The following is a 21189-nucleotide window of genomic DNA, read 5'->3' as shown; positions in this document are numbered from 1 at the left end:
TTTCGTTTTTAGTGAATCATGTCGATGACGTTTCCCTTCCTGTCCCAATCCGGGCACTTCTCCTTTCTCAACAATGGTGTCGAAGACTGGGCTCTGGCCCTGGGCGTGGCGCTTGGCAGTGCCGTCGCGATGGTGTTCCTGCGCGCGTTCGTGCTGCGGCGTATGGAAGCGCTGTCGCGCCGGACCGAAACCCGGCTGGACGACTTCGTCACGGCGATGCTGTCGAAGACGTATCTGCTGTTCATCCTCGTGTTTGCCGTGTATTTCGGCGGCACGTTCCTGGAACTGACGGCCAGGCAGGACAAGTTCGTCACCCGCATCGCCATCGCGTCGCTGCTGCTGCAGGCGGCGATCTGGGGCGACACGGGCCTGCGCGCATGGCGCGACCGGTTCAGCATCGGCCCCGTCGACGGCGCGCGGCGCGCCTCGAGCAGCGTCCTGTGCTTCATTTCGCGGCTGCTGCTGTGGGTGGTCGTCACCCTGATGATCCTCGATAACTTCGGGATCAATATCACGACCCTCGTGGCCAGCCTGGGGATCGGCGGCGTGGCCGTCGCGCTCGCCACGCAGAACATCCTGGGGGACCTGTTCGCGTCGCTGTCGATCATGCTGGACAAGCCGTTCGAGGTCGGCGATTTCATCATCGTGGGCGACGTGCTCGGGTCGGTGGAACACATCGGCCTCAAGACGACGCGCGTGCGCGGGCTCGGCGGCGAGCAGGTCGTGTTTTCCAACGGCGAGCTGCTGAAGAGCCGCATCCACAACCACAAGCGCATGCAGACGCGGCGCGTGGCATTCGTCCTGCGCGTCGCGTACGGCACACCGGAAGACCAGCTGTGCCGCATCCCGCAGATCATCCGCGAGATCGTCTCGAGCCAGCAGAACGTCGACTTCGAGCGCGCCCACTTCTTCAGCTGGGGCCAGTGGTCGCTGGATTTCGAAGTCGTGTACCACTTCCGCAGCCCGGACTACATCCTGCACATGGATGCGCAGCAGGCGATCTTCCTCGAGATCTACCGCCGCTTTCAGAAGGAAGGCATCGAGTTCGCGCACCCGCTCTCGATCGTGCGGCTGGACGACCCGAAGCTCGCGGAATCCTTGCTGCGCCGCGGCGATGCGATGCCGCCGGGGCCGTCCGTGCACTGATTGTTGCACCAAAATAGACAGACTCATCCTACAAGTCAGCCGTAGGAATTCCTATTCACCATGCATAAGGACGGGCTTACCATGGACTCACCTCTTCCCGAACGGGCGTCACGAGACGCTGCTCCGGCAGAGGAAGTGCAAATGCGCTCAACCCACTTAAAGGAGAACGATCATGGCATCGAACAACCAACAAGGCGGTAACAAGGGCAACAACCAGAGCGGCGATACCAGCAACCGCGGTTTCGCATCGATGGACCCGCAAAAGCAGCGCGAAATCGCATCGGAAGGCGGCCGCGCCGCCCACGCTTCCGGCAATGCCCACGAGTTCACCTCGGAAGAAGCACGCCGTGCCGGCTCGATGAGCCACAAGAACGACGGCAACAGCCAGAGCGGTAATGCTGGCAACTCGCAGAGCGGCAATCAGCGGGGTAACAGCACGCGCGGCGGCACGCCGGAGCAGCACGCCAAGGCCGGCTCGCAGAGCCACAAGAACGATAGTAAGCGTTAATGCGCAAGCGTTAATGCGCAAACGCTGATCGGCGACCCCTTGTCGTGGCGAAAACCGCTGGCTTCGGCCGGCGGTTTTCGTATTTGCGTGACGCGTCCGAATAATCGCCATGCATTCGTCCGCATCCAATTGTGCGGGGCCAAACGGGTGAGAGGTGATATATTTTTGGCACTATATTTCACATTCCTATCGTGTAGTAACTGCAAGTCACCAGCAGCGCATGCGGGCATGGGTCACACATCACTTTTCAAACAGGATCAGCGAATGAAAAAAAATATTGCCATTGTCGGTGCTGGGTTTTCCGGAGCTGTCATCGCCCACCAGCTGGCCCATGCGGGCTACAACGTCGAGATCTTCGAGGCGCGCGACCACATCGCGGGCAATTGCCACTCGGAGCGCGACAGCGAGACCGGCGTCATGGTCCATGTGTATGGACCGCACATTTTTCACACCGATAACGAACGGGCGTGGGAATTCGTCAACCGTTTCGCGGAATTCATGCCCTACGTGAACCGCGTGAAGGCGATCACGAACAACCGCGTGTTCACCCTGCCGATCAACCTGCTGACGATCAACCAGTTCTTCGGCAAGACCTTCCGTCCCGCCGAAGCCCAGGCGTTCATCCAGTCGCTGGGCGACAAGTCGATCGAGAATCCGCAGACGTTCGAGGAACAGGCGCTGCGCTTCGTCGGCCGCGAACTGTACGAAGCCTTCTTCAAGACGTACACGATGAAACAGTGGGGCCTGCATCCGAGCGAACTGCCGGCCAGCATCCTGAAGCGCCTGCCCGTGCGCTTCAATTACGACGACAACTACTTCAACCACAAGTACCAGGGCATGCCGAAGGACGGCTACACGGCGCTCGTGGAAAACATCCTGAAGGTGCCGGGCATCAAGGTGCACCTCGGGACGCGCTTCGATCCGGCGTCCAGGTCCGACTACGACCACGTGTTCTACAGCGGCCCGATCGACGCCTGGTTCAAGCACGTCGAAGGCCGCCTGCCGTACCGCACGCTGGATTTCGAAGTCTTCCGCGACACCGGCGACTACCAGGGCAACGCCGTCATCAACTACTGCGACGATTCGCAGACCTATACGCGCATCACCGAGCACAAGCACTTCTCGCCGTGGGAACAGCACGAGCGCACGATCTGCTACATGGAGTACAGCCGCCAGTGCGAGGAAAACGATACGCCGTACTACCCGATCCGCCAGGCGCGCGAGAAGGCGCTGCTGGAAAAATACGTGAACCTGGCGCGCACCGAGCCGAACGTGACTTTCGTCGGCCGGCTCGGCACGTACCGCTACCTCGACATGGACGTGACCATCCACGAGGCGCTGCTCACCGCGGACAAGTTCCTCGAGGCCGCGCGCGAAAACGTCCGGATGCCCGCGTTCGCGATCGACCCGCTGGCCTGATCACCGGGCTTCGAGGATCACCACCGCGCCGCCCGCCCCCGCCAGTTCCAGGGCCAGGGCGTCGCGCGCCGTCACGTCCGCTTCGCGCAGTTTGACGTTGTTCGGCGTGGCGCCGTCTTCCCAGATCGTGGCCTTGTAGCGCCCGGCCGGCAGGAAGTCCAGCGGCACGCGCTTCGTCGTCGCACCCTCGTCCGCGGACATCGCGCCCACGTACCACGTCGTGCCCTGGCGCCGCGCCAGCACGATGTCCTTGCCCGGTTCGCCGGACAGGAAACGGGTCTCGTCCCACGCCGTCGGCACCTTGCGGATGAAATCGAAGCCTTCGGCGTCGCGGTAGGCGTCCGGATCGTCGGACACCATCTGCAGCGGGCTGTCGTACACCACGTACTTCGCCAGTTCCTGGCCGCGGGTGTTCTGCACGAACGGCAGTTCGGCGCGCACCTGGAACGCCGCGGGCGTGACGTTGCGGAAGCCGCCCGGTGTGTAATCGATCGGCCCGGCCAGCATGCGCGTGTACGGCAGCATCAGGTTGTGCTCGGGCGTGACCTTCTTCTGCATCTTGCTCCACTCCGCGCCCAGGACTCCTTCCTGCGTGATGAAGTTCGGATACGTCCGCTGCAGGCCGGCGGGCACGTAGGCGCCGTGCAGGTCCAGCAGCAGGTGGCGCTGGGCCGTGGCCCGCGCGACGCGTTGGTAGAAATCGACCATGTCCTGGTCGTCGCGGCTCATGAAGTCGATCTTGACGCCCTTGATGCCCCAGCGCGCGTAGGTGTCGAGCACCTCGTCCATGCGCGCCGCAACGTGTTCCCAGTGGGCCCACAGGATCAGTCCGACGCCCTTCGAGGCCGCGTAGCGCACCAGTTCCGGCATGTCGATGCCGTCGGCGGTGCGGGTGATGTCGGTGGTCGGCAGCGCGACCCAGGCGTCGGCGTTTGCGCCTTTGGACCAGCCCGCGTCGATCAGGTAGTACGGGAAGCCCGATGCGGCCGCGAAGTCGATGAAGCGGCGGTAGGCCGCCATGTCCGGCTTCATGCCCATGAGCGGACCCGACCACCAGTCCCACGCGGCCTTGCCGGGCTTGACCCAGCTGAAATCGCCCTGCGCGGCGGGATTCAGGTTGCCGACCAGGTTCGAGGCGATCAAATCGCCCGGCCGGTTGCCCAGCATGACGACGCGCCAGGCGGTCTGCAACCCGCCCTGCGATGCGTACACGGGCGCGGCGCGGCCCGGCACTGGGGACAGATGCACGCGCAGGCCGGCGCCATCGCGCCACAGGGACGCACCCGTGTAGCCCCCGAGGTTGGCCTGGGTGATCGCATAGGCGGTGCGGCCGGACGGCGTCGTGCACACGACCGGCACGTCGTAGCCCTTCTTGTCGTCCAGCTGGGTGATCTTCTGGCGTGCGAACGGCACTTCGTGCGCGCCGTCGAACACCGAGATCAGGCAGTCCGGATCGCCCGCAGGCACGAAGCCCGTCTTTTCGCCGCGCAGGCGGACGGGATCGCTGCCGTCGATGCGGTAGCGGAAGGCGACGCCGTCGTCGTAGGCACGCACGTCCACGAGCAGGCGGCGCGTGGCGTCCGCGCGGTCGCGGAACTGGAGCGTCGCGGCGCGGTAGCGGTCGCGCGCGCTCGACGCCTTCGTCGCGACGAGCGGAATGGCGCGGTCCGCGCTCGTCCTGGTGACCTTTTCCAGCACCAGCGCGCCGAACTCCGGCTGGCCGTCGAATTCGAGGCCCAGCGGTGAGGCAGCGATCACCGTTTCGCCGCCGCGCGTCACGGCGTAGCTGCCGCCGTCCCGCGCAATCTTGATGACGGCCCGCCCGTTCGGCGACGTCACCGCGACCTGCCCCGAGGAAGCGGCGGACGCGGTACCGCTGAAGGCGGCCAGCACCGCCAGCGTCAACATACGCATGTTCATGTCAGAATCCGATCTTGAAGCTGGAGGCGATCGTGGTCGGCAGGCTGGCCGGCACGTCGATCACGAGGGCGTCGTCCTGCTGCTTCCAGCGCAGCGGCGCGGTGGCGCCCACGAGCGATACCGACCTGACCGGACGCTTGTCCAACCCGGCCTTCGTGCCGAGCGACGCGATGCGCACCTGCCCCTTCGGCTCGCCCAGCGTGATGGCGTACACGGAGCCGCCCTTGGTGGTGAAGCGGATGTCGGCGGCCGTATAGTCCGCGTTTTCCTTGAACGCGCCGCCCTCCGTCTTCGTCGGGCCTTCGCCGAACGTCTTCCACGGCCGCGTGCCGTAGATGGCTTCGCCGTTGACCTGGATCCACGCTGCCATCTCGTCGAGGAATTTACGGGATTCCGGCGGCAGGCTGCCGTCCGGGTACTGCACGACGTTGAGGAGCAGGTTGCCGTTCTTGCTGACGATGTCCGCCAGCATGGTCACGACGTCGCGCGTGGTCTTGTACTTGTAGCCCTCGCTGTAGAACCAGTCGCCCATCGACGTGTCGGTCTGCCACGGCAGCGGCTGGATGCCGTTCATGACGCCCCGCTCGACGTCCTGTACACCGGCCTTGCGCAGGAACTCGCCGGAGCCGATGTCCTTGTGGTTGTACACGGCTTCCAGCTTGCCGTGCGTCTTGATGTTCTCGTTGTAGAAATTCGCGACGAGCGTCCTGCCGGTGTCGCCGAACGGAATGCCGCCGTCGGAGTAGAGCAGGTCCGGCTTGTAGTGCGTCACGAGGTCGGTGATGCGGTTGAACCATTCCTGGTGATACGCCGCGTCCTTCGTGTACCACTTCTGGCCGCCGCCGAACAGCTCGTCATGCTTCGGGTGGTACAGGTCCGCGTACTGCGGATCGGCGCCGTCGTATGGCACGCCAAGCTGCGGGAAGACCTCGTCGTGCCCATGGCTGGTCCCGAACCAGCCGTAGCTCGCGCCCAGGTGCTCGGACACGCCGAAGCGCAGGCCCGCCTTGACGGCCGCCTTCTGCCAGTCGCCGACGATGTCGCGGTGCGGCCCCATCTTGACGGCGTTCCAGCGATGGTACTTCGAATCCCACAGGTCGAAATTGTCGTGGTGGACGCCCATGCTGACGAAATACTTCGCGCCGGCCTTGGCGTACAGCGCCATCAGGGCGTCGGGGTCGAATTTCTCGGCCTTCCACAACGGGATGATGTCCTTGTAGCCGTGCTTGGACGGGTGGCCGTAGTGCTTGAGGTGGTGTTCGTACTGCGGCGTGCCGTAGATGTACATATTGCGCGCGTACCAGTCGCCGGCGCGCGGCACGGCCTGCGGGCCCCAGTGCGACCAGATGCCGAACTTGGCGTCGCGGAACCAGTCCGGGGTTTCGTATTTGTCCAGCGAGGCCGGATCGGCGGCGAACGGGCCGGCGACGTGCGTCAGCTGGACGGCCTTGTCGGCTGCGGATGCCAGCGGACTGGCGAACAGGCCGCACAGGATGAGGGTGGAAAGAAGTGAGCGGCGCAATTCGGTCTCCTTGGTTTTTAATCTATAACGTACTGGCCGGATTATAGATGCACCCAAGGAGTCCCCGCAACAGCTTATTTTTTGCGCGCAACGGTGACCGTCTTCCCTCCTTCCAGCGCCAGCTCGTAGCGCCGCTCGCCGATCCTGCGGATCGTCCCGCCATCGCTGCGGGGTGTGCCCGCACTCGTGAACCGCAGGACGCCCTGCCCCGCCACGCCCGTCACCCGGATCGTCTGCGCGTCCGCGTACACGGCGATGTCGCCGCGCGGCGTCGGCACTTTCCCGTCGATCCATGCCAGGCCGCCCAGGTCCGGCTCGACCACATAGGCGGCGTAACCGGGCTGCGTCGGCTTCACGCCCAGGTAGTATTTGCCGAGCAGGTAGAGCGGACTCGCGCCCCAGGCGTGGCACAGGCTCATGCCGAACGGCTTGCCGTACATCGCGTAGCGCGCGGCGCCCTCGACCTTCGGGTCGTACTGCTCCCAGAAGCAGGTCGCGCCCGCGCGCAGCATGCCGCCCCAGTAGTCCTTGATCTGGTCCGTGACGTAGCGCTGCTGCCCGCTTTCCGCCAGCGCCGCCAGTTCGTAGAAGCGCATGTACGGGGTCGTGATCTTCGGTGCCGAGTCGCTCGTGAGGACGTTGCGGCGCACGGCGGCCGCCTGCGCATCGTCCAGATAGCCGAACATCAGCGCGAACATGTTCGGATGGCGCGTGACGAGCGGGTTGACCTTGCCGTCCTTGCGGGCGTGGATGAACAGCTGGCGTTGCGGGTCCCAGAACGCGGCCATGATCTTCGTCTTCAGCTCCGCGGCGAGCTGGCGGTACGTCGCGGCCTTCGCGTCGTCGTGGGCCAGCGCGGCGCAATCCGCCATCGCTTCCAGGCTCCTGGCGAACAGCAGCTGGATGACGGCCAGCTCGCCATCCTTCGGCATGTCGGCCCAGTCGACGAACACCCAGTCGCCCGGCAGGCCTTCCAGCATGCCGTTCGCGTTGCGGCGCGCGAGGACGAAGTCCATCAGCGTCGTCATGCGCGGGTAGACGCTCTTCACGAAGTCCGCGTCGCCCGTGTACTGGTAGTAGTCGCGGATGCCGATGAACCAGTACAGCGAGTAATCCAGGATCGTGTTGATGTGCATGTCGACGGGATCCGCGCCGCGCAGTGCCCACGTCGTCCGCTTGACCGTGTCGCTGTCGAAGAACGTGTAGTAGTTCATCAGGTACGTTTGCACGGCGTCGCCGGACCACACCCAGTGGTCGCGCTTGACGCCGTCGATGAAGAATTCGCGGGTGTTCAGTTCCAGCGTGCGCTGGGCGACGTCCCAGATCCGGTTCAACTCGTCGTCGGAACTCTTGAACGTGCCGCGGTGCGCGACGGGCAGGTATTCGTACAGGAGCGTCACGTCGTCGGCGCGTATGCCGCCATCGAAGCGGACGTTCACGTAGCGCATCGCGCGCGACGTGGGCGCGATGAAGTCGCCGCGGTGGTCCGCGAGCGTGAAGCGGTCGAGGGTTTCGGCGCCCTGCGCGGACAGCGCTTCCTCTTTCGACTCGCCGTAGTACAGGGTGACCTTGCCGCTGCCCGTCAGGTTCTTCAGCTTGACGAAGCCCGTCGTCTCCTGGCCGAAGTCGACGAGGACGCCGCCGTCCGCGCGCACGACGGCGACGGCCGGGATCTCGCGGGTCGGCAGGCGGTAGCGGGATGGCGGCGTGTCCGGCGCGGTGAGGTTCCAGTGCGCCGCATGCGCCGCCGGCGCGCCGGGACGCGGACCGACCGACCACGACGCGTCGGAGCGGATCGTCGGTCCCCGCACGAACACGGCCGGCGGCGAGGCCGCGTTATAGACCTGCAGGTTGAGCGTGTGCCTGCCGGCGGGGACGCGCACGCGGTGCTGGTCGCCATGGACGAACTGGCCGTCGATGGCGACGTTGTAGATGCCTTCGACGGTGATGTCGATGTCTTCCGGCGCGGCCAGGTCGACCTGCCGGATGAAGTTCACCTGCGGCTGATGGTTGTACAGGCGCCAGAACGGCGGCCAGGCGACGTCGCGCTCGACGCGCTGCACCTGCATCCGGTTGGAGAGCCAGATCTCGAAATCGCCCGGGGACCAGATCCAGGTCGCCGTGCCCTGCGCTCCCGCGCCGCCGCTGACGACCGCCAGCAAGAGGGCGATTAAATGAGCGATGAAGAGTGAATACGTTCGCATGCGCGAATTGTATTCACGTTCGTCACCGGTCGCGCGCGTTTGCGCGATTTAATCGCCCGGTTGAGCGATTTCTGCGTTCAGCCCGCGGCCTTCGCCATCCCGTCCTTCGGTGTCATGCGCGCGGCCAGTGCGGCGATCGGCAGCGGATTGACGTTCTCGGCGTTGACGACGTCGTCGAAGTCCCGCTGTTCCGCCTGGGCCAGGAAGCGCTGGGCCTTGTTGCTCGGCGCGGTCGTCTGGATCAGGTGGTGCATGCTGGCGGCCGTCTTGTTCCACGACGTGTTGGCGACGATGGCGCGCATGCGCTCCTTCAGCGCGGCCTGCTGCTCGTCGTTTATGGCGAGCATGCGTTCGCAGGCGGCGATGAATTTATCCGGCGTGTCCGCGATCGCGACGACGTCGCCGTACGGCACCTTCACGTCCGTGATCGGGGTGCTGACGGACGGCAGTTCGGCCGCCATGTATTCCAGCACCTTGGTCGGGCTGATGAACCTGGTCGACTCGTTCAGCGCGAACGGCAGCAGGCAGACGTCCCAGCCGGCCAGGAATTGCGGCAGCTGTTCGTAGGTGCGCTGGCCCATGTAGTGGATGTTGTTCGCGCGCGGCAGGTTGGCCGGGTCGATCTTCACGACCGGCCCCACCAGGACGATCTGCCAGTCCGGACGCGCTTGCGCGACCTGGCGCACGAGGTCGGTGTCGAAGCGCTCGTCGATGACGCCGTAGAAGCCCAGGCGCGGACGGGCGACGTGCGCCTGCTCCGGGTGGCTGTAGTCACGGTCCAGCGCCTTCTGGAAGTGTTTCGCGTCGACGCTGCTCGAGAAGCAGTGCGCGTTGGCGTGGCGCTCGCGCTTGGACTGGTACAGGCTCGGACCGCCCGTGAAGCACAGGTCGGCGATGTTCAGCAGTGCGTTTTCGCGCTGCAGCAGTTGTTTCGGGGCGTTCTTGAAGGCGGCCAGTTCGTCCATGCAGTCGTAGACGACGAGTGCCGGATCGAAGCCTTGCAGCAGCGGCAGGGCCATCGGGGTGTAGAACCAGACGACGGGACGCTCGCCTTCCGGGACGAGGTCGGCCAGCAGCGTCTGCAGCGTGGGGATCTGGTCGTCGTGGAAGCCGGGTGCCTGGATGCCGGTATGCGGTTGGCACACCGTGATGTTCGGCGCAACGGCCGTCTTCTTCAGGTGCGCCTTGCCCTCGTCATACACCGGCTCCTCGACAAACAGGATTCGGTAGTGTTCCGCCAGGCGAGTCATGAGGTGCTGGGGGCGCTGGAAGACGAAGTCCCAGCGCAGATGGCAAAACACGATCAGGGTCGGCATGTTGATTTCCTTTCGCCTCGGGGCGTTCTAGTTGATCTGGATTCAAGGCCGGAACCTGATGCGTCGATGCTCTGGAAAACACCGACAGATCAAGTGCCGGACCAGTGAATCGTATCATGCAAAATTCTTAATATTTTCATTTATGCATTGCAATGTTTGCATCGGGAAACGTGCCGAGACCCCTACGGTCCGGGTCTCCCTAGGAGAGCTCGGCAGAGTGCCAAAAATTGTAGGTTCCCTCCTACGCGGACAATGGAAAAAACACTACGAAGCGGCATCATCTACGCTTGCGTGACGACGTGTGCAGTGCCGCAAAACGGGATCACATCTGGCGGAACTGCCGGCCGTACGCCTCGCTCACGGCGAGCTTTTCGGGCCTGCCCTTGAGCAGGATTTCCATCGCCGTCCCGTCCCGGACGATGTGGTCGATGGCTTGCAGGTTGACGATCGCGGCGCGGTGCACCTGCACGAACTGGCTGGGATCGAGCTGTTCGATCAAGGCCTTCAGCGGCAGGCGTATCAACGCATCGCCGCCCGCTGTGGCGACCCGCGTATATTTACCGTCGGATTGGAAGAACTGCACGTCGCTTACCATCACCAGCCGCACGACATTCCCCACCGAAGCCCTGAGCCATTTCAGGTGGGCGACGGGTGCCGGCGGGCTGGACAGTTGTCGCCACAGATGGGCGGCCGGTCTGTTGCCGTCACGTCCGCGCGCCTTCAGGCGCTTGACCGTCTGCATCAGCCGCCCGGTATCGAGGGGCTTCACGAGATAGTCGGCGGCGCCCGTCTCGAACGCCAGCAGCGCGTGTTCGGCATAGGCGGTGACGAACACGACCTGGGTCGCCTCCGGAATGTGGCGCGCGACTTCCAGCCCGTTCAGTCCCGGTACCTGGATGTCGAGGAACACGACGTCCGGCCGTAGGGACTCGACGTACGCCACGGCCTCGATGCCGTTCTCGGCCTCCGCGCCGATCTCCAGTTCGGGCCACAGGGCGTGCAGCTGGTCGCGGAGTTCCGCGCGCAGCAACGGTTCGTCTTCGACGATGAGGGCGACCGGCATGTCAGGCTCCGGTCGCGGCCAGCGGCGGGGTCAGGACCGCTTCCACGCCGCCTTCGGGCGCCCCCGACACCGTCAGCGATGCGGCGCCGCCGTACAGCAAGGCGAGGCGCTCGTGGATATTCGACAGTCCGAACCCCTGCCCTGCCTGGTCGGTGAAACCGACGCCGTCGTCGTTCACGTGCAACCGCAGGGCGCCGCCTTCGGCGCGCGCGGCGATCGTGACGGTGCCGGGCCGGGTCGCGCGTTCCAGCCCATGCTTGACGGCATTCTCGACCAGGGAGATCAGCATGGCCGCGGGCATCGGTACGGCAAGCAGGTCATCGGGCGCATCGATCCGGAAGCGCAGGCGCGGCCCCATGCGCACGCTCATGAGCGACAGATAGTTGCGTGCCAACGCCAGTTCGCGTCCAAGCGTCGAGGAGACGGCGCGCATGTCGTGCAGCGCGCTCTGCAAATAGCCCACCAGGCTGTCGAGCATGCCCTGGGCGCGTTCCGGGTCCGTACGGATCAGGTATTTCAGGTTGGCCAGCGTATTGAACAGGAAATGCGGCTCCACCTGGGCCTGCAGGGCGCTCAGCCGGGCATGCAGGGCCGCCCGTTCGAGTTCTTGCGCGCGCCGGGCCGTCTCGATCGCCAGTCCGCGCTGGCGCAGGCGTTCGCGCAGCAGGCCGGTCACCGTTTCCACCGCCTGCAATGCCCGGCCGGGCGCAAGGAATAACTGCAGGCCGGGAAGGTGCTCGATCGAGATGCTGCCGGGCCAGCCCGATGGCGGTCGCGCTGCATCCCAGCAACGGCAACACCAGCGACACCAGCAGCGTGGTGGGCAGGTTCCAGACGTCCAGATGGCGCAGGCTTTCGAAGCGCCATGCGAGGATCAGCCCGAAGGCAAGGATGACCACCCACGCCAGCACGACGGTCGCACCATGCCGCAGGATCGTTTGCACGATATAGCGCCGTGCCAGCTTGTGGTCCTGCGGCACGGCCGGCAGGCGGAATGGAACAGTCATCATGGACCCCTTGTAACGTTCGACAAGGATCATTGTAGCGACGCCATGACGACCCGGCGGACGATGCGACGAAGGGTACGCCCGCGGCATGAATGCGTTTTTCCGGGTTTGAACGCCTCAGGCCGAAAGATAGGGTTCCGCGTCTTCCGGTTCGCCGGCGGCATCGAAGCCGCGGGCCAGCAGCACGCCGTCGAGGCCGACCGTGCCCAGCGCATCGCACAAGTCTTCCAGCTCGGCCTCCAGGTGGGCGGCCAGGTCGAGCGGCTTGTCGACCGTGGCCAGCGGCGCGCCGCCGTCCAGCGGGTACAGGTTGATCCTCAGGACTGGCTCGCCGTTGGCTTCAAGCGGCGCGACGACGGCCTTGATGCGGTCCGGCGGGCGCTGCTGGTCTTCCAGTTTCTGGTTGACCTCGGCCAGGGTGGCGAGCATCGACAGCTCGCCCACGCCCTGCTCCTTGGCGCCGTAGAACAGGTCCTGGTACAGGAAGTTCAGCTCGATCTCGGCCGGATGGCGCGACAGGCAGCGCTGCAGCAGCGGCGACACGCTGCCGGCCCACATGCGGTAGCGGGCCATGCGGCCTTCGAAGTACGCATCGGACGCGGCCTCGCCGGACGGCACCTTGTAGAACGGATCGTCGGCCGGCTTCAGCGCGAAGCCGAGGAGGAAGCGCAGTTCCATCGCCTCGTCTTCCGGCTCGTAGTCGCCGCCGATCCACGGCCGCATGCTGGCCTCGATGGCGGGCGTGGCGACGAGCTTGCGCGAGCGCAGCGCCTGCGCGGCTTCGCGCAGCATCTCCTGCAGGTGGCTGTAGCGGATGCGGTCGACGGCGTCCAGGTCGTACAGGTGGCGCACGAGCACGATGCGGGTGGCGGCGCTGGCCAGGCCGGACTGGCGGAAACTGTCCATCAGGGCGTCGAAATCGGCGTCGTCGCGGAACACGTCGTCCTGCACGAGGCCGCCCGTGCTGTGCACGAACAGCGGGATCATGAAGGCGTCGATTTCCAGTTCGGTCTCGTCGTCACGGACGTGGTAGGTGGCGGCCTCTTCTTCCACGCGCTCGCGCAGCAGGCGGCAGCAATCGGGATCCGTGTACTTCGCCACTTCGATGGCGCCGTACAGCACGTCGTCGTGTTTGCGGCGCAGCATGCGGCGCACGAGCACGGCCAGTTCTTCCTGGCGCGCGGTGAGCGTGGCCGCGTCGGGGCCTTCGCGCTCGGTGATCTCGAGCGCCAGGTCGACGAGATTCTGGGCCAGCTCGTCGGGATCCGCTTCCACCGGCTTGGCGGCCTTGGCCGGCTTGGCCGGCGTCGCTGACCTTCGGTTGGGCTGGGCCGACGGGCCCTTGGCCGGGCGCTTGTTGTTGGGCATGGCTGACTTCATCAAAGTTTACGAGCCACCATGGTAACAAATCGGTCGCCCGGGGCGAAAAACGCGTCAGCGTGGGGGGCGCGCGTCGAGGTGGGCCGTGAAGAATTCCGGACGCAGCTTGCGGGTGATTTCCAGCACCGGCATCACATGGTCGAGGTGTTCGCGCATGGCGGCCACCGCGCGGGCCGGGTCGCGCGCCTCGATCGCGTCGACGACGGACCGGTGCTCTTCCAGCACCCCGGCCATGCGGCCTTCCAGCGGCAGGGTGAGCTGGCGGTAGCGGTCCATCTGCGTCTTGGCCTGCTGGATGATCGGCCACACGCCCGGGTAGCCGGACAGCTCGGCCAGCAGCGCGTGGAAGCGTTCGTCCGTGCGGTGGAACGTGCCGAAGTCGTTCGCGGTGATGGCAGCCTCCTGCTCGGCGAGGATCGCGCGCAGGCGTGCCATGTCGTCCGGTCCCACGCGCTCGGCCGCCTTTTCGATGATCGCCGTCTCCAGCGCGTGGCGCACGAGGTTGGCCTCGTCCAGCGCGTCGAGCGGGATGCGGGACACGAACGTGCCCGAGCGGGGCACGATCTCGATCAGGCCTTCGTCCGCCAGGCGCTGCACGGCCTCGTGCACGGGCGTGCGGCTCGTGCCGAACTCCTCGGCGATGTCGCGCTCGACGACGCGGGTGCCCGGCAGCATGTCCATCTCGACGATGCGCCGGCGCAGGCACAGGTAGACGCGGCGCGACGCGGAGAGCCCGCTCTCCGCCTCGGTCACGGGATTGGGTGGGGCCTGGTTCATGGTCGGAAGTGTAGCGAATTCGGCATCGCGTCGCGCGGGATGATCGCGCCGCGGTGGCGGATCACCGTGCCGGCCAGGCGGTGCCCGGCGCGCGCCGCGTCGTCCGGCCCGTTGCCCGACAGGCGCGCGGCCATGTACGCGGCGCCGAACGAATCGCCGGCGGCCGTCGTATCGACCACGTCGTTCACGGGTTCCGGCGCCACTTCGTGCACCGTGCCGTCGTGCCAGACGACGGCCGGATCGCCGCCGCACTTGACGACGATCTCGCCCACGCCCAGCGTGCGCGTGCGCTCGATCGCGTCGCGCGCGTGGCCCGGACCATGCAGCGCGACCTCGTCGTCCAGCGTGAGCAGCGCGATGTCCGCATGGGCCAGCACGCGGCCATAGACGTCGCGCGCCGTGTCCGCGCTCTCCCACAGGCGCGGCCGGTAGTTGTTGTCGAAGACGACCTTGCCGCCCGCCGCGCGGCACCGCGCCAGCGTCGCGATCAGCACGTCGCGGTCGCCCGGGGACAGGATCGCGAGGCTGATGCCGGACAGGTACACCATGCGCGCCCCGGCCAGTTGCGCGAGCACCCGGTCCGCGTCCGGCGCCGCCATCCAGTGGCGCGCGGCGGAATCCTTGCGCCAGTAGTGGAAGCGGCGCTCGCCGTCCGGATCCGTCTCGATCATGTAGATGCCCGGCAGCCGGTCCGCCAGGCGCAGCACGCTGGCGGTGGCGACGCCTTCGCGCTCCCACGCGGCCAGCATCTCGGCGGACATGCCGTCCTGGCCCAGGCCCGTCACGTACGCGACGTTCGCGACCGCCGGATCGAGCAGGCGGGCCATGTACACGGCCGTGTTCAGCGTATCGCCGCCGAAGCGGTAGTCGAGCGTGCCCTGGTCGCCGTGCTTCTGCAGTTCGATCATGCATTCGCCGATCGCGTAGACGGTGTGTGCTGCCATCTTGAGTCCTTGTGTTGAGTATCGGCCGAGAGTTTACCGGATGCCGGCGACGGCCGGGGCATCTGTTTTGCGGGGCGTGCGCGGCCCGCCGTCGCGGACCATGGTCCACACGACGACCGCCGCCAGCACGTCGAACACGGCCAGCACGACGAACAGCGGGCTGTAGCCCACGTGCGTGACCACGATGCCGAACACCAGCGTGAACAGGGTCGCGCCCAGGTAGCCGGACATGCCGGCCAGCCCGGTGGCCGTCGCCACTTCGTTCTTGCCGAAGACGTCGGATGTGATCGCGTACAGCGCGCCGGACAGCGTCTGGTGCGCGAAGCCGCCGATACACAGCAGGAAGATCGCGGTGTACGGGCTGGCCACGAGGCCGATGCAGCCCGGGGCGATCATGCACAGCGCGCCGAACGCGACGACCCATTTGCGTGACGCGAACAGGGAGACATTGAAATGCCGGTGGACGAACGGCGACAGATAGCCGCCCAGCACGCAGCCGATGTCCGCGGCGAGGAACGGCAGCCATGCGAACACCGCGATCTCCTTCAGGTCCATGTGGCGCTCGGTCGCCATGTACAGCGGGATCCACGCGTTGAACGTCTGCCACGCCGGCTCGGACAGGAAGCGCGGGATCGCGATCGACCAGAAGTTCCGGTTCCTGACGATCTCGCGCCACGACGCCTTCGCGGCGCTGTCCTGGTGTTTCGCTTCCTGGCCCGCCAGGATGTAATCGCGCTCCGCATCGGACAGCAGTTTCTGGTCGCGCGGGTGCTTGTAGAACACGGCCCACAACAGGGTCCACGCGATGCCCAGCACGCCCACGATGACGAACGCCGACTTCCAGCCCGCGTGCAGGATCGCCCACACGACGAGCGGCGGCGCGCACAGGGCGCCGATCGACGAGCCGATGTTGAACCAGCCGATGGCGACCGACCGCTCCCTGGCGGGGAACCACTCCGTCGTCGCCTTGACGCCGGCCGGAATGCCGGCCGCCTCCGTCAGCCCGAGCAGGCCGCGGAAGAACGCCATGCTCTGCCAGCCGGAGGCCAGCGCGGCGCAGGCGCAGGCCAGCGACCATGCGAACGCGAACACGGCGAAGCCGATCTTGGTGCCGATCGCGTCCAGCACGAAGCCGGCCACGGGCTGCATGACGGCGTAGCAGACCTGCCACGCGACGACGATGTACGAATACTGCTTCGTGTCGATGTGCAGGTCGGCCATCATCGTCGGCGCCGCGACGGACAGCGTGTTGCGCGCCAGGTAGTTGACGATCAGGCCCAGCGTGACCAGGCCCACCATCCACCAGCGCATGCCCTTCATTTTGCTCATGTTGTCTCCTCCGGCGCCGTTTTTTAGGCGCGCAAGATTCCGGGCCGCTCGGCGCGGGTGCGCCTGCGGCTTCTTTTTTCGTTGATAGTGAGTGCCTTACGCCAGCAGTGCGCGGATGCCCTGCTGTTCGATGTCGCGCAGGTTCGCGGCCAGTTGCGTAGCCAGTCCCGGCACCGCGTTCAGGTCCCTGCCCCACAGCGCCCCGTGGGCGAGCCAGCCGCTGGCCAGGTCGTCCAGCGTCCATGCGCCGCTGGCGACCTTGTCCCAGCCTGCCTTGAACCAGGCCAGCGTGACCGGATCGTCCGCGAGGTCGATGACGCCGCCGCGGTACAGCACCATCGTCGCGGCCATGGCGAGCACGAGGCGGCGCGGCAGGCGGCCGTCGTGCAGTTCGGCGTAACGCAGCAGCTGCGGCAGCACGCGCGCGGCGAACTTGCTCCAGCTGTTCAGCGCGATCGCCGCGAGGCGGTGGTGGATGGCCGGATTGCGGAAGCGGCGCAGCACGTCTGCGGCGAACGCTTCCAGTTCCACGCGGTCCATCTCCAGCGCCGGGATGATCTCGTCATCGATGGCGGCGCGCAGGAACGCGCCCACCTGCGCATCGTCGACGGCCGGACCGACCGCTTCCAGGCCGGCCAGCAGCGCGACCGGAACGAGCGTCGTGTGGCCGCCGTTCAGGATGCCGACCTTGCGCTTCTTGTACGGCGTGATGTCGTCGACGAGCTTCACGTTGAGGTCCGCGCCCGCCAGCTTCAGCTCTTCCCCGACCGCCGCCGGGCCCTGGATCACGAACAGGTAGTAGTACTCCGCCGCGACGAGGAACGGGTCCGCGTAGCCCAGTTCCTGCTCGATCTGCGCGGCGTCCGCGGCCGGGTAGCCGGTGACGATGCGGTCGACGAGCGTACTGCAGAACGTGCAAGCGTCGCCGATCCACGCGGCGAAGCCGGCCGGCAGGTCCCACAGGCGCGCATAGTGCAGCACGGCGTTCTTCAGCGCTTCGCCGTTCTTGTCGATCAGTTCGCACGGCAGCAGGATGAGGCCCTTGTCCTGTGCGCCGTCGAACGCCTGGTAGCGCGCGAACAGCAGTTGCGTGAGCTTGGCGGGGAACGTCACGGGCGGCGCGTCGGGCTGGCCATCGGTGTCGTTGACGACGATGCCCGCCTCCGTCGTGTTGGAGACGATGAAGCGCAGGTCCGGATTGCTCGCCTGGGCCAGGTAGTCGGCATACATCGTGGCCGGATCGATCTCGCGCTGCACGCATTCGACCTTGCGGTACTGCTTCACGGGCAGCCCCGCCTCGTCCAGGCCGCGCACGAGCACGGTGAACAGGCCGTCCTGCACGTCCAGCAGCGGGGCCGAGCCACCGCCGCGCGGGCGCACGACGACGACGCCGGCATCCAGGCCCGTGCGCTCGTTGAGCAGGTCGATTTGCCAGTCGAAGAAACCGCGCATGAAATTACCCTGCCCGAACTGCAGGATCTTGACCGGCAGTGCGAACGGAGTGGTACGACGAAGTTGAGTCATGGGTATGCCCTTACAGCGAAATATCGCGTTTCCAGAAAATGAAGTCGTATTGCTGCAGCCGGTCGGCCTTGCACTTGTATTGCCCGCCCGCCGTCGCCACGACCATGTCGAACAGGCCTTTCGCCACCTCGGGCAGCGGCTTGCCTTCGATGATCGGACCGCAGTCGTAGTCGATCAGGTCGGACAGTTTGGCAGCCACGCGGCTGTTGCTGGAGATTTTCAGCACGGGGACGATGGGGTTGCCGGTCGGGGTGCCGAGGCCCGTCGAGAACAGCACGACGTTCGCGCCCGACGCCACGATGCCGGTGACGGATTCGACGTCGCCGCCCGGGGTGCACAGCAGTGCCAGGCCCTGCTTGTCCGTCTGCTCGCCGTAGTCCAGCACGGAGACGATCGGCGACGTGCCGCCCTTTTTCGCGGCGCCGGCCGATTTCATCGCATCCGTGATCAGGCCGTCGCGGATATTGCCGGGGCTCGGGTTGTCGGCGAAATGCGTGCCGACGGCCAGCGCGCGCTGTTCGAAGTCGCGCATCATGCCGAGGAAGCGGCGCTTGTCGTCGTCCTCGACGCAGCGTTCGATCAACGACGACTCCACGCCGCACAGTTCCGGGAATTCCGCGAGGATCGACGAACCGCCGACGGCGACGACCATGTCCGACACATAGCCCATCGCCGGGTTGGCGGAAATGCCGGAAAAGCCGTCCGAGCCGCCGCATTTCACGCCGATCTTCAGGTGCGACAGCGGCATCGGCCGGCGCTGCACCTTGTTCGCTTCCTTCAGGTGCGTCAGGGTGTCCTGCAGCACCGCCTTCATCATCTTTTCTTCGCTGTCCCATTGCTGCTGTTCGTAGATCAGCACGGGCTTGGCGAAGTCGGGGTTCTGCTTCGCGAGGGCATCCTTGAACATGCCGATCTGCGCGTTCTGGCAGCCCAGCGAGAATACGGTGATGCCGGCCACGTTCGGGTGGTCGGCATACGCGGCGAGGATCTTGCACAGCGAGCGCGCGTCCGCGCGCGTGCCGCCGCAGCCGCCGTTGTGCGTGATGATGCGCACGCCGTCCACGTTCGGGAACGGGCGCACGAGCGGCTTCGGCGCCTCCATGTCCTCCCCGAGGAGCTGGAACGTCAAGGAAGCGAGGTCGTTGGTCGCATAGCCCAGCGGGCCTTCCAGCGCATTGCGCAGGTGCTCCACGTTGCGGTTCTCGCAGAACACGAGCGGGAAGATCAGCCAGTAATTGGCGGTGCCCACGCGGCCGTCCGCGCGCACGATGCCGTCGAATGTCGCATCGTTCAGGTCCGAGACGTCGGGCGGCGTCCACGTATAAGGCTTCGATTCCCCGATCTCCACCTCGGACGCGTAGTGCGCGAGGTTGTCCGTCGTGACGGCTTCCCCCTTGCGGATCGGCTGGGTGGCCTTGCCGACGACGACGCCGTACATGGACAGCAGCTCGCCCTCGGCGAAGGCGCGGCGCGCCAGTTTGTGCTTGGTCTTGACAGGCGTGGAGACGAGGATGTTCTCCCCGTTCCACGTCACGACATCACCCGGCGCCAGGTCGGTCAGGGCGACCAGCATGCTGTCGTCCGGGTGAATGCAGATTACTTTTTGCATGGTTGCCCAATCAGAGCTTGAAGTAGTTCTTGGCGTTTTCGTAGCAGATACCGCGCACGATGGTCGCCAGCGCATCGTAGTCTTCCGGATACTCGCCGCTGGCGACCCATTCGCCCAGCTGGCGGCACACGAGGCGGCGGAAGTAGTCGTGGCGCGGGTACGACGCGAAGCTGCGCGAGTCCGTCACCATGCCCACGAAGATGCCCAGCACGGAGTGGTTGCCGAACGCGAGGATCTGGTTCAGGTTGCCCAGCTTGTGGTCGTTGAACCACCAGGCCGGGCCGAACTGCACCTTGCCGGCCACGCTGCCGTCCTGGAAGTTGCCGATCATCGTCGACAGCACTTCATTCATCGCCGGGTTCAGGTTGAACAGCATCGTCTTCGGCAGCTGTTTACGGGAGTCGAGCGCAGACAGCAGCGCCACGAGGCCGTTACTCGTCGTCATATCGGAAATCGAATCGTAGCCGGTATCCGGACCCAAAGTCTCCAGCATACGCTGGTTATTGTTGCGCATGGCACCGATGTGGAAGCACATCGTCCAGTCGTATTTCGCATAGACGCCCCCGATCGCCTCCAGCAGCCCGCGCAGGTATTGCGCCTGTTCGAGGTCGCCCAGCAGCTCGCCGCGCATGCGCCTGGCGAACAGGCCGTCCAGCTGGTCGGCCGTCGCGGCGACGGTCGGCAGCGGGATGTCGATCGCGTGGTCCGAAATGCGGCCGCCGCGCGCATGGAAGTATTCCACACGGTTGGCCAGCGCGGCGATCAACGACGTGAACGAATCGATCTTCACGCCGGACACGTCGGCAAGGCGGGCCACGTATTGTTCGAAGCCCGGGTTATTGATGCGCATGGCCTTGTCCGGACGGTAGGCCGGCAGCACGCGGGTCTTCAGCGCCGATTGCGCGATCTCGGCGTGCTGCAGCAGGTCGTCGGCCGGGTCGTCCGTCGTGCAGGCGATTTCCACCTTGGCCTGCTCCAGGAACGTCCACGTGTCCATGCCGGCCAGTTTCGCGTTCGCCTGTTCCCAGATCGCTTCCGCGTTCTTTTCGTTGATGACCAGGTCGATGCCGAAAATGCGGCGCAGCTCCAGGTGGCTCCAGTGATAGATCGGGTTGCCGATGGCGAGCGGCAGCACCTTGCAGAAGGCCAGGAATTTTTCCTTGTCCGAGCGGTCGCCCGTGCAGTACTCCTCCGGCACGCCCGCCGTGCGCATCAGACGCCATTTGTAATGGTCGCCGCCCAGCCACAGCTCGGCGATGTTGCGGAACTTCTTGCGCTCGGCGATCTCGCCCTGCTGCAGGTGCGAGTGGTAGTCGATGACCGGCAGGTCGGCGGCAACGTCGTGGTACAGCTTGCGGGCGACGTCGGTGGTGAGGAGGAAATCCTGGTCCATGAAGGCGGTCATAGCGTGTAGCTCCTTGGTGTCTAATCTGATATATCAGGATGGTAGGCCTAATATATTACCAGTGCAAGGACTTTGTGCCTTCGCGGCCGTTGGTGCGGATGTTATGCTTCGGTCAT

The 21189-nt window shown here is 65.8% G+C and carries 16 protein-coding genes; 3 read left to right on the top strand and 13 right to left on the bottom strand.

Annotated features, from left to right (window positions below; translation table 11 throughout):
* Window positions 1-24 precede the first annotated feature (24 nt).
* The 3 genes from ACEN9G_RS28740 (at window position 25) to glf (ending at window position 3073) form a co-directional block, all read left to right on the top strand.
* Complete coding sequence (locus tag ACEN9G_RS28740) at window positions 25-1146, top strand: mechanosensitive ion channel family protein (protein ID WP_483127375.1); 1122 nt, start codon at window positions 25-27, stop codon at window positions 1144-1146.
* A 172-nt stretch (window positions 1147-1318) separates the two neighbouring features.
* Entirely contained in the window at window positions 1319-1654 is a 336-nt protein-coding gene (locus tag ACEN9G_RS28735) for a KGG domain-containing protein (protein ID WP_413343115.1), read from the top strand.
* A gap of 264 nt (window positions 1655-1918) precedes the next feature.
* The gene (glf, locus tag ACEN9G_RS28730) at window positions 1919-3073 is read left to right on the top strand and encodes a UDP-galactopyranose mutase (RefSeq protein WP_413343113.1); all 1155 of its coding nucleotides are present in this window, start codon (window positions 1919-1921) and stop codon (window positions 3071-3073) included.
* Here glf and ACEN9G_RS28725 read toward each other — a convergent pair whose 3' ends face one another.
* From ACEN9G_RS28725 to uxaC, 13 genes are all read right to left on the bottom strand, one after another.
* Window positions 3074-4993: a glycoside hydrolase family 97 protein gene (locus tag ACEN9G_RS28725; protein ID WP_483127374.1), complete on the bottom strand. Its 1920-nt coding sequence runs from the start codon at window positions 4991-4993 to the stop codon at window positions 3074-3076.
* Window position 4994: 1 nt separating this feature from the next.
* The gene (locus ACEN9G_RS28720; protein WP_413344582.1) at window positions 4995-6515 is read right to left on the bottom strand and encodes an alpha-L-fucosidase; all 1521 of its coding nucleotides are present in this window, start codon (window positions 6513-6515) and stop codon (window positions 4995-4997) included.
* Window positions 6516-6589: 74 nt separating this feature from the next.
* Entirely contained in the window at window positions 6590-8719 is a 2130-nt protein-coding gene (locus ACEN9G_RS28715; RefSeq protein ID WP_483127373.1) for an alpha-L-rhamnosidase-related protein, read from the bottom strand.
* A 77-nt stretch (window positions 8720-8796) separates the two neighbouring features.
* Window positions 8797-10035 (bottom strand): glycosyltransferase family 1 protein, encoded by a 1239-nt coding sequence (locus ACEN9G_RS28710; protein WP_413339334.1) that lies wholly within the window; start codon window positions 10033-10035, stop codon window positions 8797-8799.
* Window positions 10036-10357: 322 nt separating this feature from the next.
* Complete coding sequence (locus ACEN9G_RS28705; RefSeq protein ID WP_413339336.1) at window positions 10358-11098, bottom strand: LytR/AlgR family response regulator transcription factor; 741 nt, start codon at window positions 11096-11098, stop codon at window positions 10358-10360.
* 1 nt (window position 11099) lies between these two features.
* Window positions 11100-11783 carry a sensor histidine kinase gene (locus ACEN9G_RS28700; protein ID WP_413339338.1) on the bottom strand — a complete coding sequence of 228 codons (684 nt, stop codon included), beginning with the start codon at window positions 11781-11783 and terminating at the stop codon, window positions 11100-11102.
* A gap of 439 nt (window positions 11784-12222) precedes the next feature.
* Window positions 12223-13473 carry a DUF2863 family protein gene (locus ACEN9G_RS28695; RefSeq protein WP_413339340.1) on the bottom strand — a complete coding sequence of 417 codons (1251 nt, stop codon included), beginning with the start codon at window positions 13471-13473 and terminating at the stop codon, window positions 12223-12225.
* A gap of 66 nt (window positions 13474-13539) precedes the next feature.
* Window positions 13540-14262 (bottom strand): GntR family transcriptional regulator, encoded by a 723-nt coding sequence (locus ACEN9G_RS28690; protein ID WP_413339342.1) that lies wholly within the window; start codon window positions 14260-14262, stop codon window positions 13540-13542.
* Complete coding sequence (gene kdgK / locus ACEN9G_RS28685; RefSeq protein WP_483127372.1) at window positions 14259-15206, bottom strand: 2-dehydro-3-deoxygluconokinase; 948 nt, start codon at window positions 15204-15206, stop codon at window positions 14259-14261. Before kdgK ends, ACEN9G_RS28690 begins: the two co-directional genes overlap by 4 nt.
* Before the next feature lie 33 nt (window positions 15207-15239).
* Window positions 15240-16535, bottom strand: a complete 1296-nt coding sequence (locus ACEN9G_RS28680; RefSeq protein ID WP_413339346.1) for an MFS transporter — start codon at window positions 16533-16535, stop codon at window positions 15240-15242.
* 96 nt (window positions 16536-16631) lie between these two features.
* The gene (locus ACEN9G_RS28675; RefSeq protein ID WP_413339348.1) at window positions 16632-18059 is read right to left on the bottom strand and encodes a tagaturonate reductase; all 1428 of its coding nucleotides are present in this window, start codon (window positions 18057-18059) and stop codon (window positions 16632-16634) included.
* A gap of 10 nt (window positions 18060-18069) precedes the next feature.
* Entirely contained in the window at window positions 18070-19668 is a 1599-nt protein-coding gene (locus tag ACEN9G_RS28670; RefSeq protein WP_413339349.1) for a UxaA family hydrolase, read from the bottom strand.
* Window positions 19669-19678: 10 nt separating this feature from the next.
* Window positions 19679-21073, bottom strand: coding sequence for a glucuronate isomerase (gene uxaC / locus ACEN9G_RS28665; RefSeq protein WP_413339351.1), 1395 nt, complete (start codon window positions 21071-21073; stop codon window positions 19679-19681).
* Window positions 21074-21189 lie beyond the last annotated feature (116 nt).

It is taken from the genome of Massilia sp. Masssp94 (assembly GCF_059491305.1).
Note: the sequence above shows the minus strand (reverse complement) of the source record. Positions and strands in the feature narration are given on the sequence as shown.

What these genes read in the sequence shown, in the direction of transcription:
- ACEN9G_RS28725 (WP_483127374.1), bottom strand. Translation starts at nt 4,993, where the DNA reads ATGAACATGCGTATGTTGACGCTGGCGGTGCTGGCCGCCTTCAGCGGT.
- ACEN9G_RS28705 (WP_413339336.1), bottom strand. Translation starts at nt 11,098, where the DNA reads ATGCCGGTCGCCCTCATCGTCGAAGACGAACCGTTGCTGCGCGCGGAA.
- ACEN9G_RS28680 (WP_413339346.1), bottom strand. Translation starts at nt 16,535, where the DNA reads ATGAGCAAAATGAAGGGCATGCGCTGGTGGATGGTGGGCCTGGTCACG.
- ACEN9G_RS28670 (WP_413339349.1), bottom strand. Translation starts at nt 19,668, where the DNA reads ATGCAAAAAGTAATCTGCATTCACCCGGACGACAGCATGCTGGTCGCC.
- ACEN9G_RS28690 (WP_413339342.1), bottom strand. Translation starts at nt 14,262, where the DNA reads ATGAACCAGGCCCCACCCAATCCCGTGACCGAGGCGGAGAGCGGGCTC.
- ACEN9G_RS28715 (WP_483127373.1), bottom strand. Translation starts at nt 8,719, where the DNA reads ATGCGAACGTATTCACTCTTCATCGCTCATTTAATCGCCCTCTTGCTG.
- ACEN9G_RS28740 (WP_483127375.1), top strand. Translation starts at nt 25, where the DNA reads ATGACGTTTCCCTTCCTGTCCCAATCCGGGCACTTCTCCTTTCTCAAC.
- ACEN9G_RS28710 (WP_413339334.1), bottom strand. Translation starts at nt 10,035, where the DNA reads ATGCCGACCCTGATCGTGTTTTGCCATCTGCGCTGGGACTTCGTCTTC.
- kdgK (WP_483127372.1), bottom strand. Translation starts at nt 15,206, where the DNA reads ATGGCAGCACACACCGTCTACGCGATCGGCGAATGCATGATCGAACTG.
- glf (WP_413343113.1), top strand. Translation starts at nt 1,919, where the DNA reads ATGAAAAAAAATATTGCCATTGTCGGTGCTGGGTTTTCCGGAGCTGTC.
- ACEN9G_RS28735 (WP_413343115.1), top strand. Translation starts at nt 1,319, where the DNA reads ATGGCATCGAACAACCAACAAGGCGGTAACAAGGGCAACAACCAGAGC.
- ACEN9G_RS28675 (WP_413339348.1), bottom strand. Translation starts at nt 18,059, where the DNA reads ATGACTCAACTTCGTCGTACCACTCCGTTCGCACTGCCGGTCAAGATC.
- ACEN9G_RS28695 (WP_413339340.1), bottom strand. Translation starts at nt 13,473, where the DNA reads ATGCCCAACAACAAGCGCCCGGCCAAGGGCCCGTCGGCCCAGCCCAAC.
- uxaC (WP_413339351.1), bottom strand. Translation starts at nt 21,073, where the DNA reads ATGACCGCCTTCATGGACCAGGATTTCCTCCTCACCACCGACGTCGCC.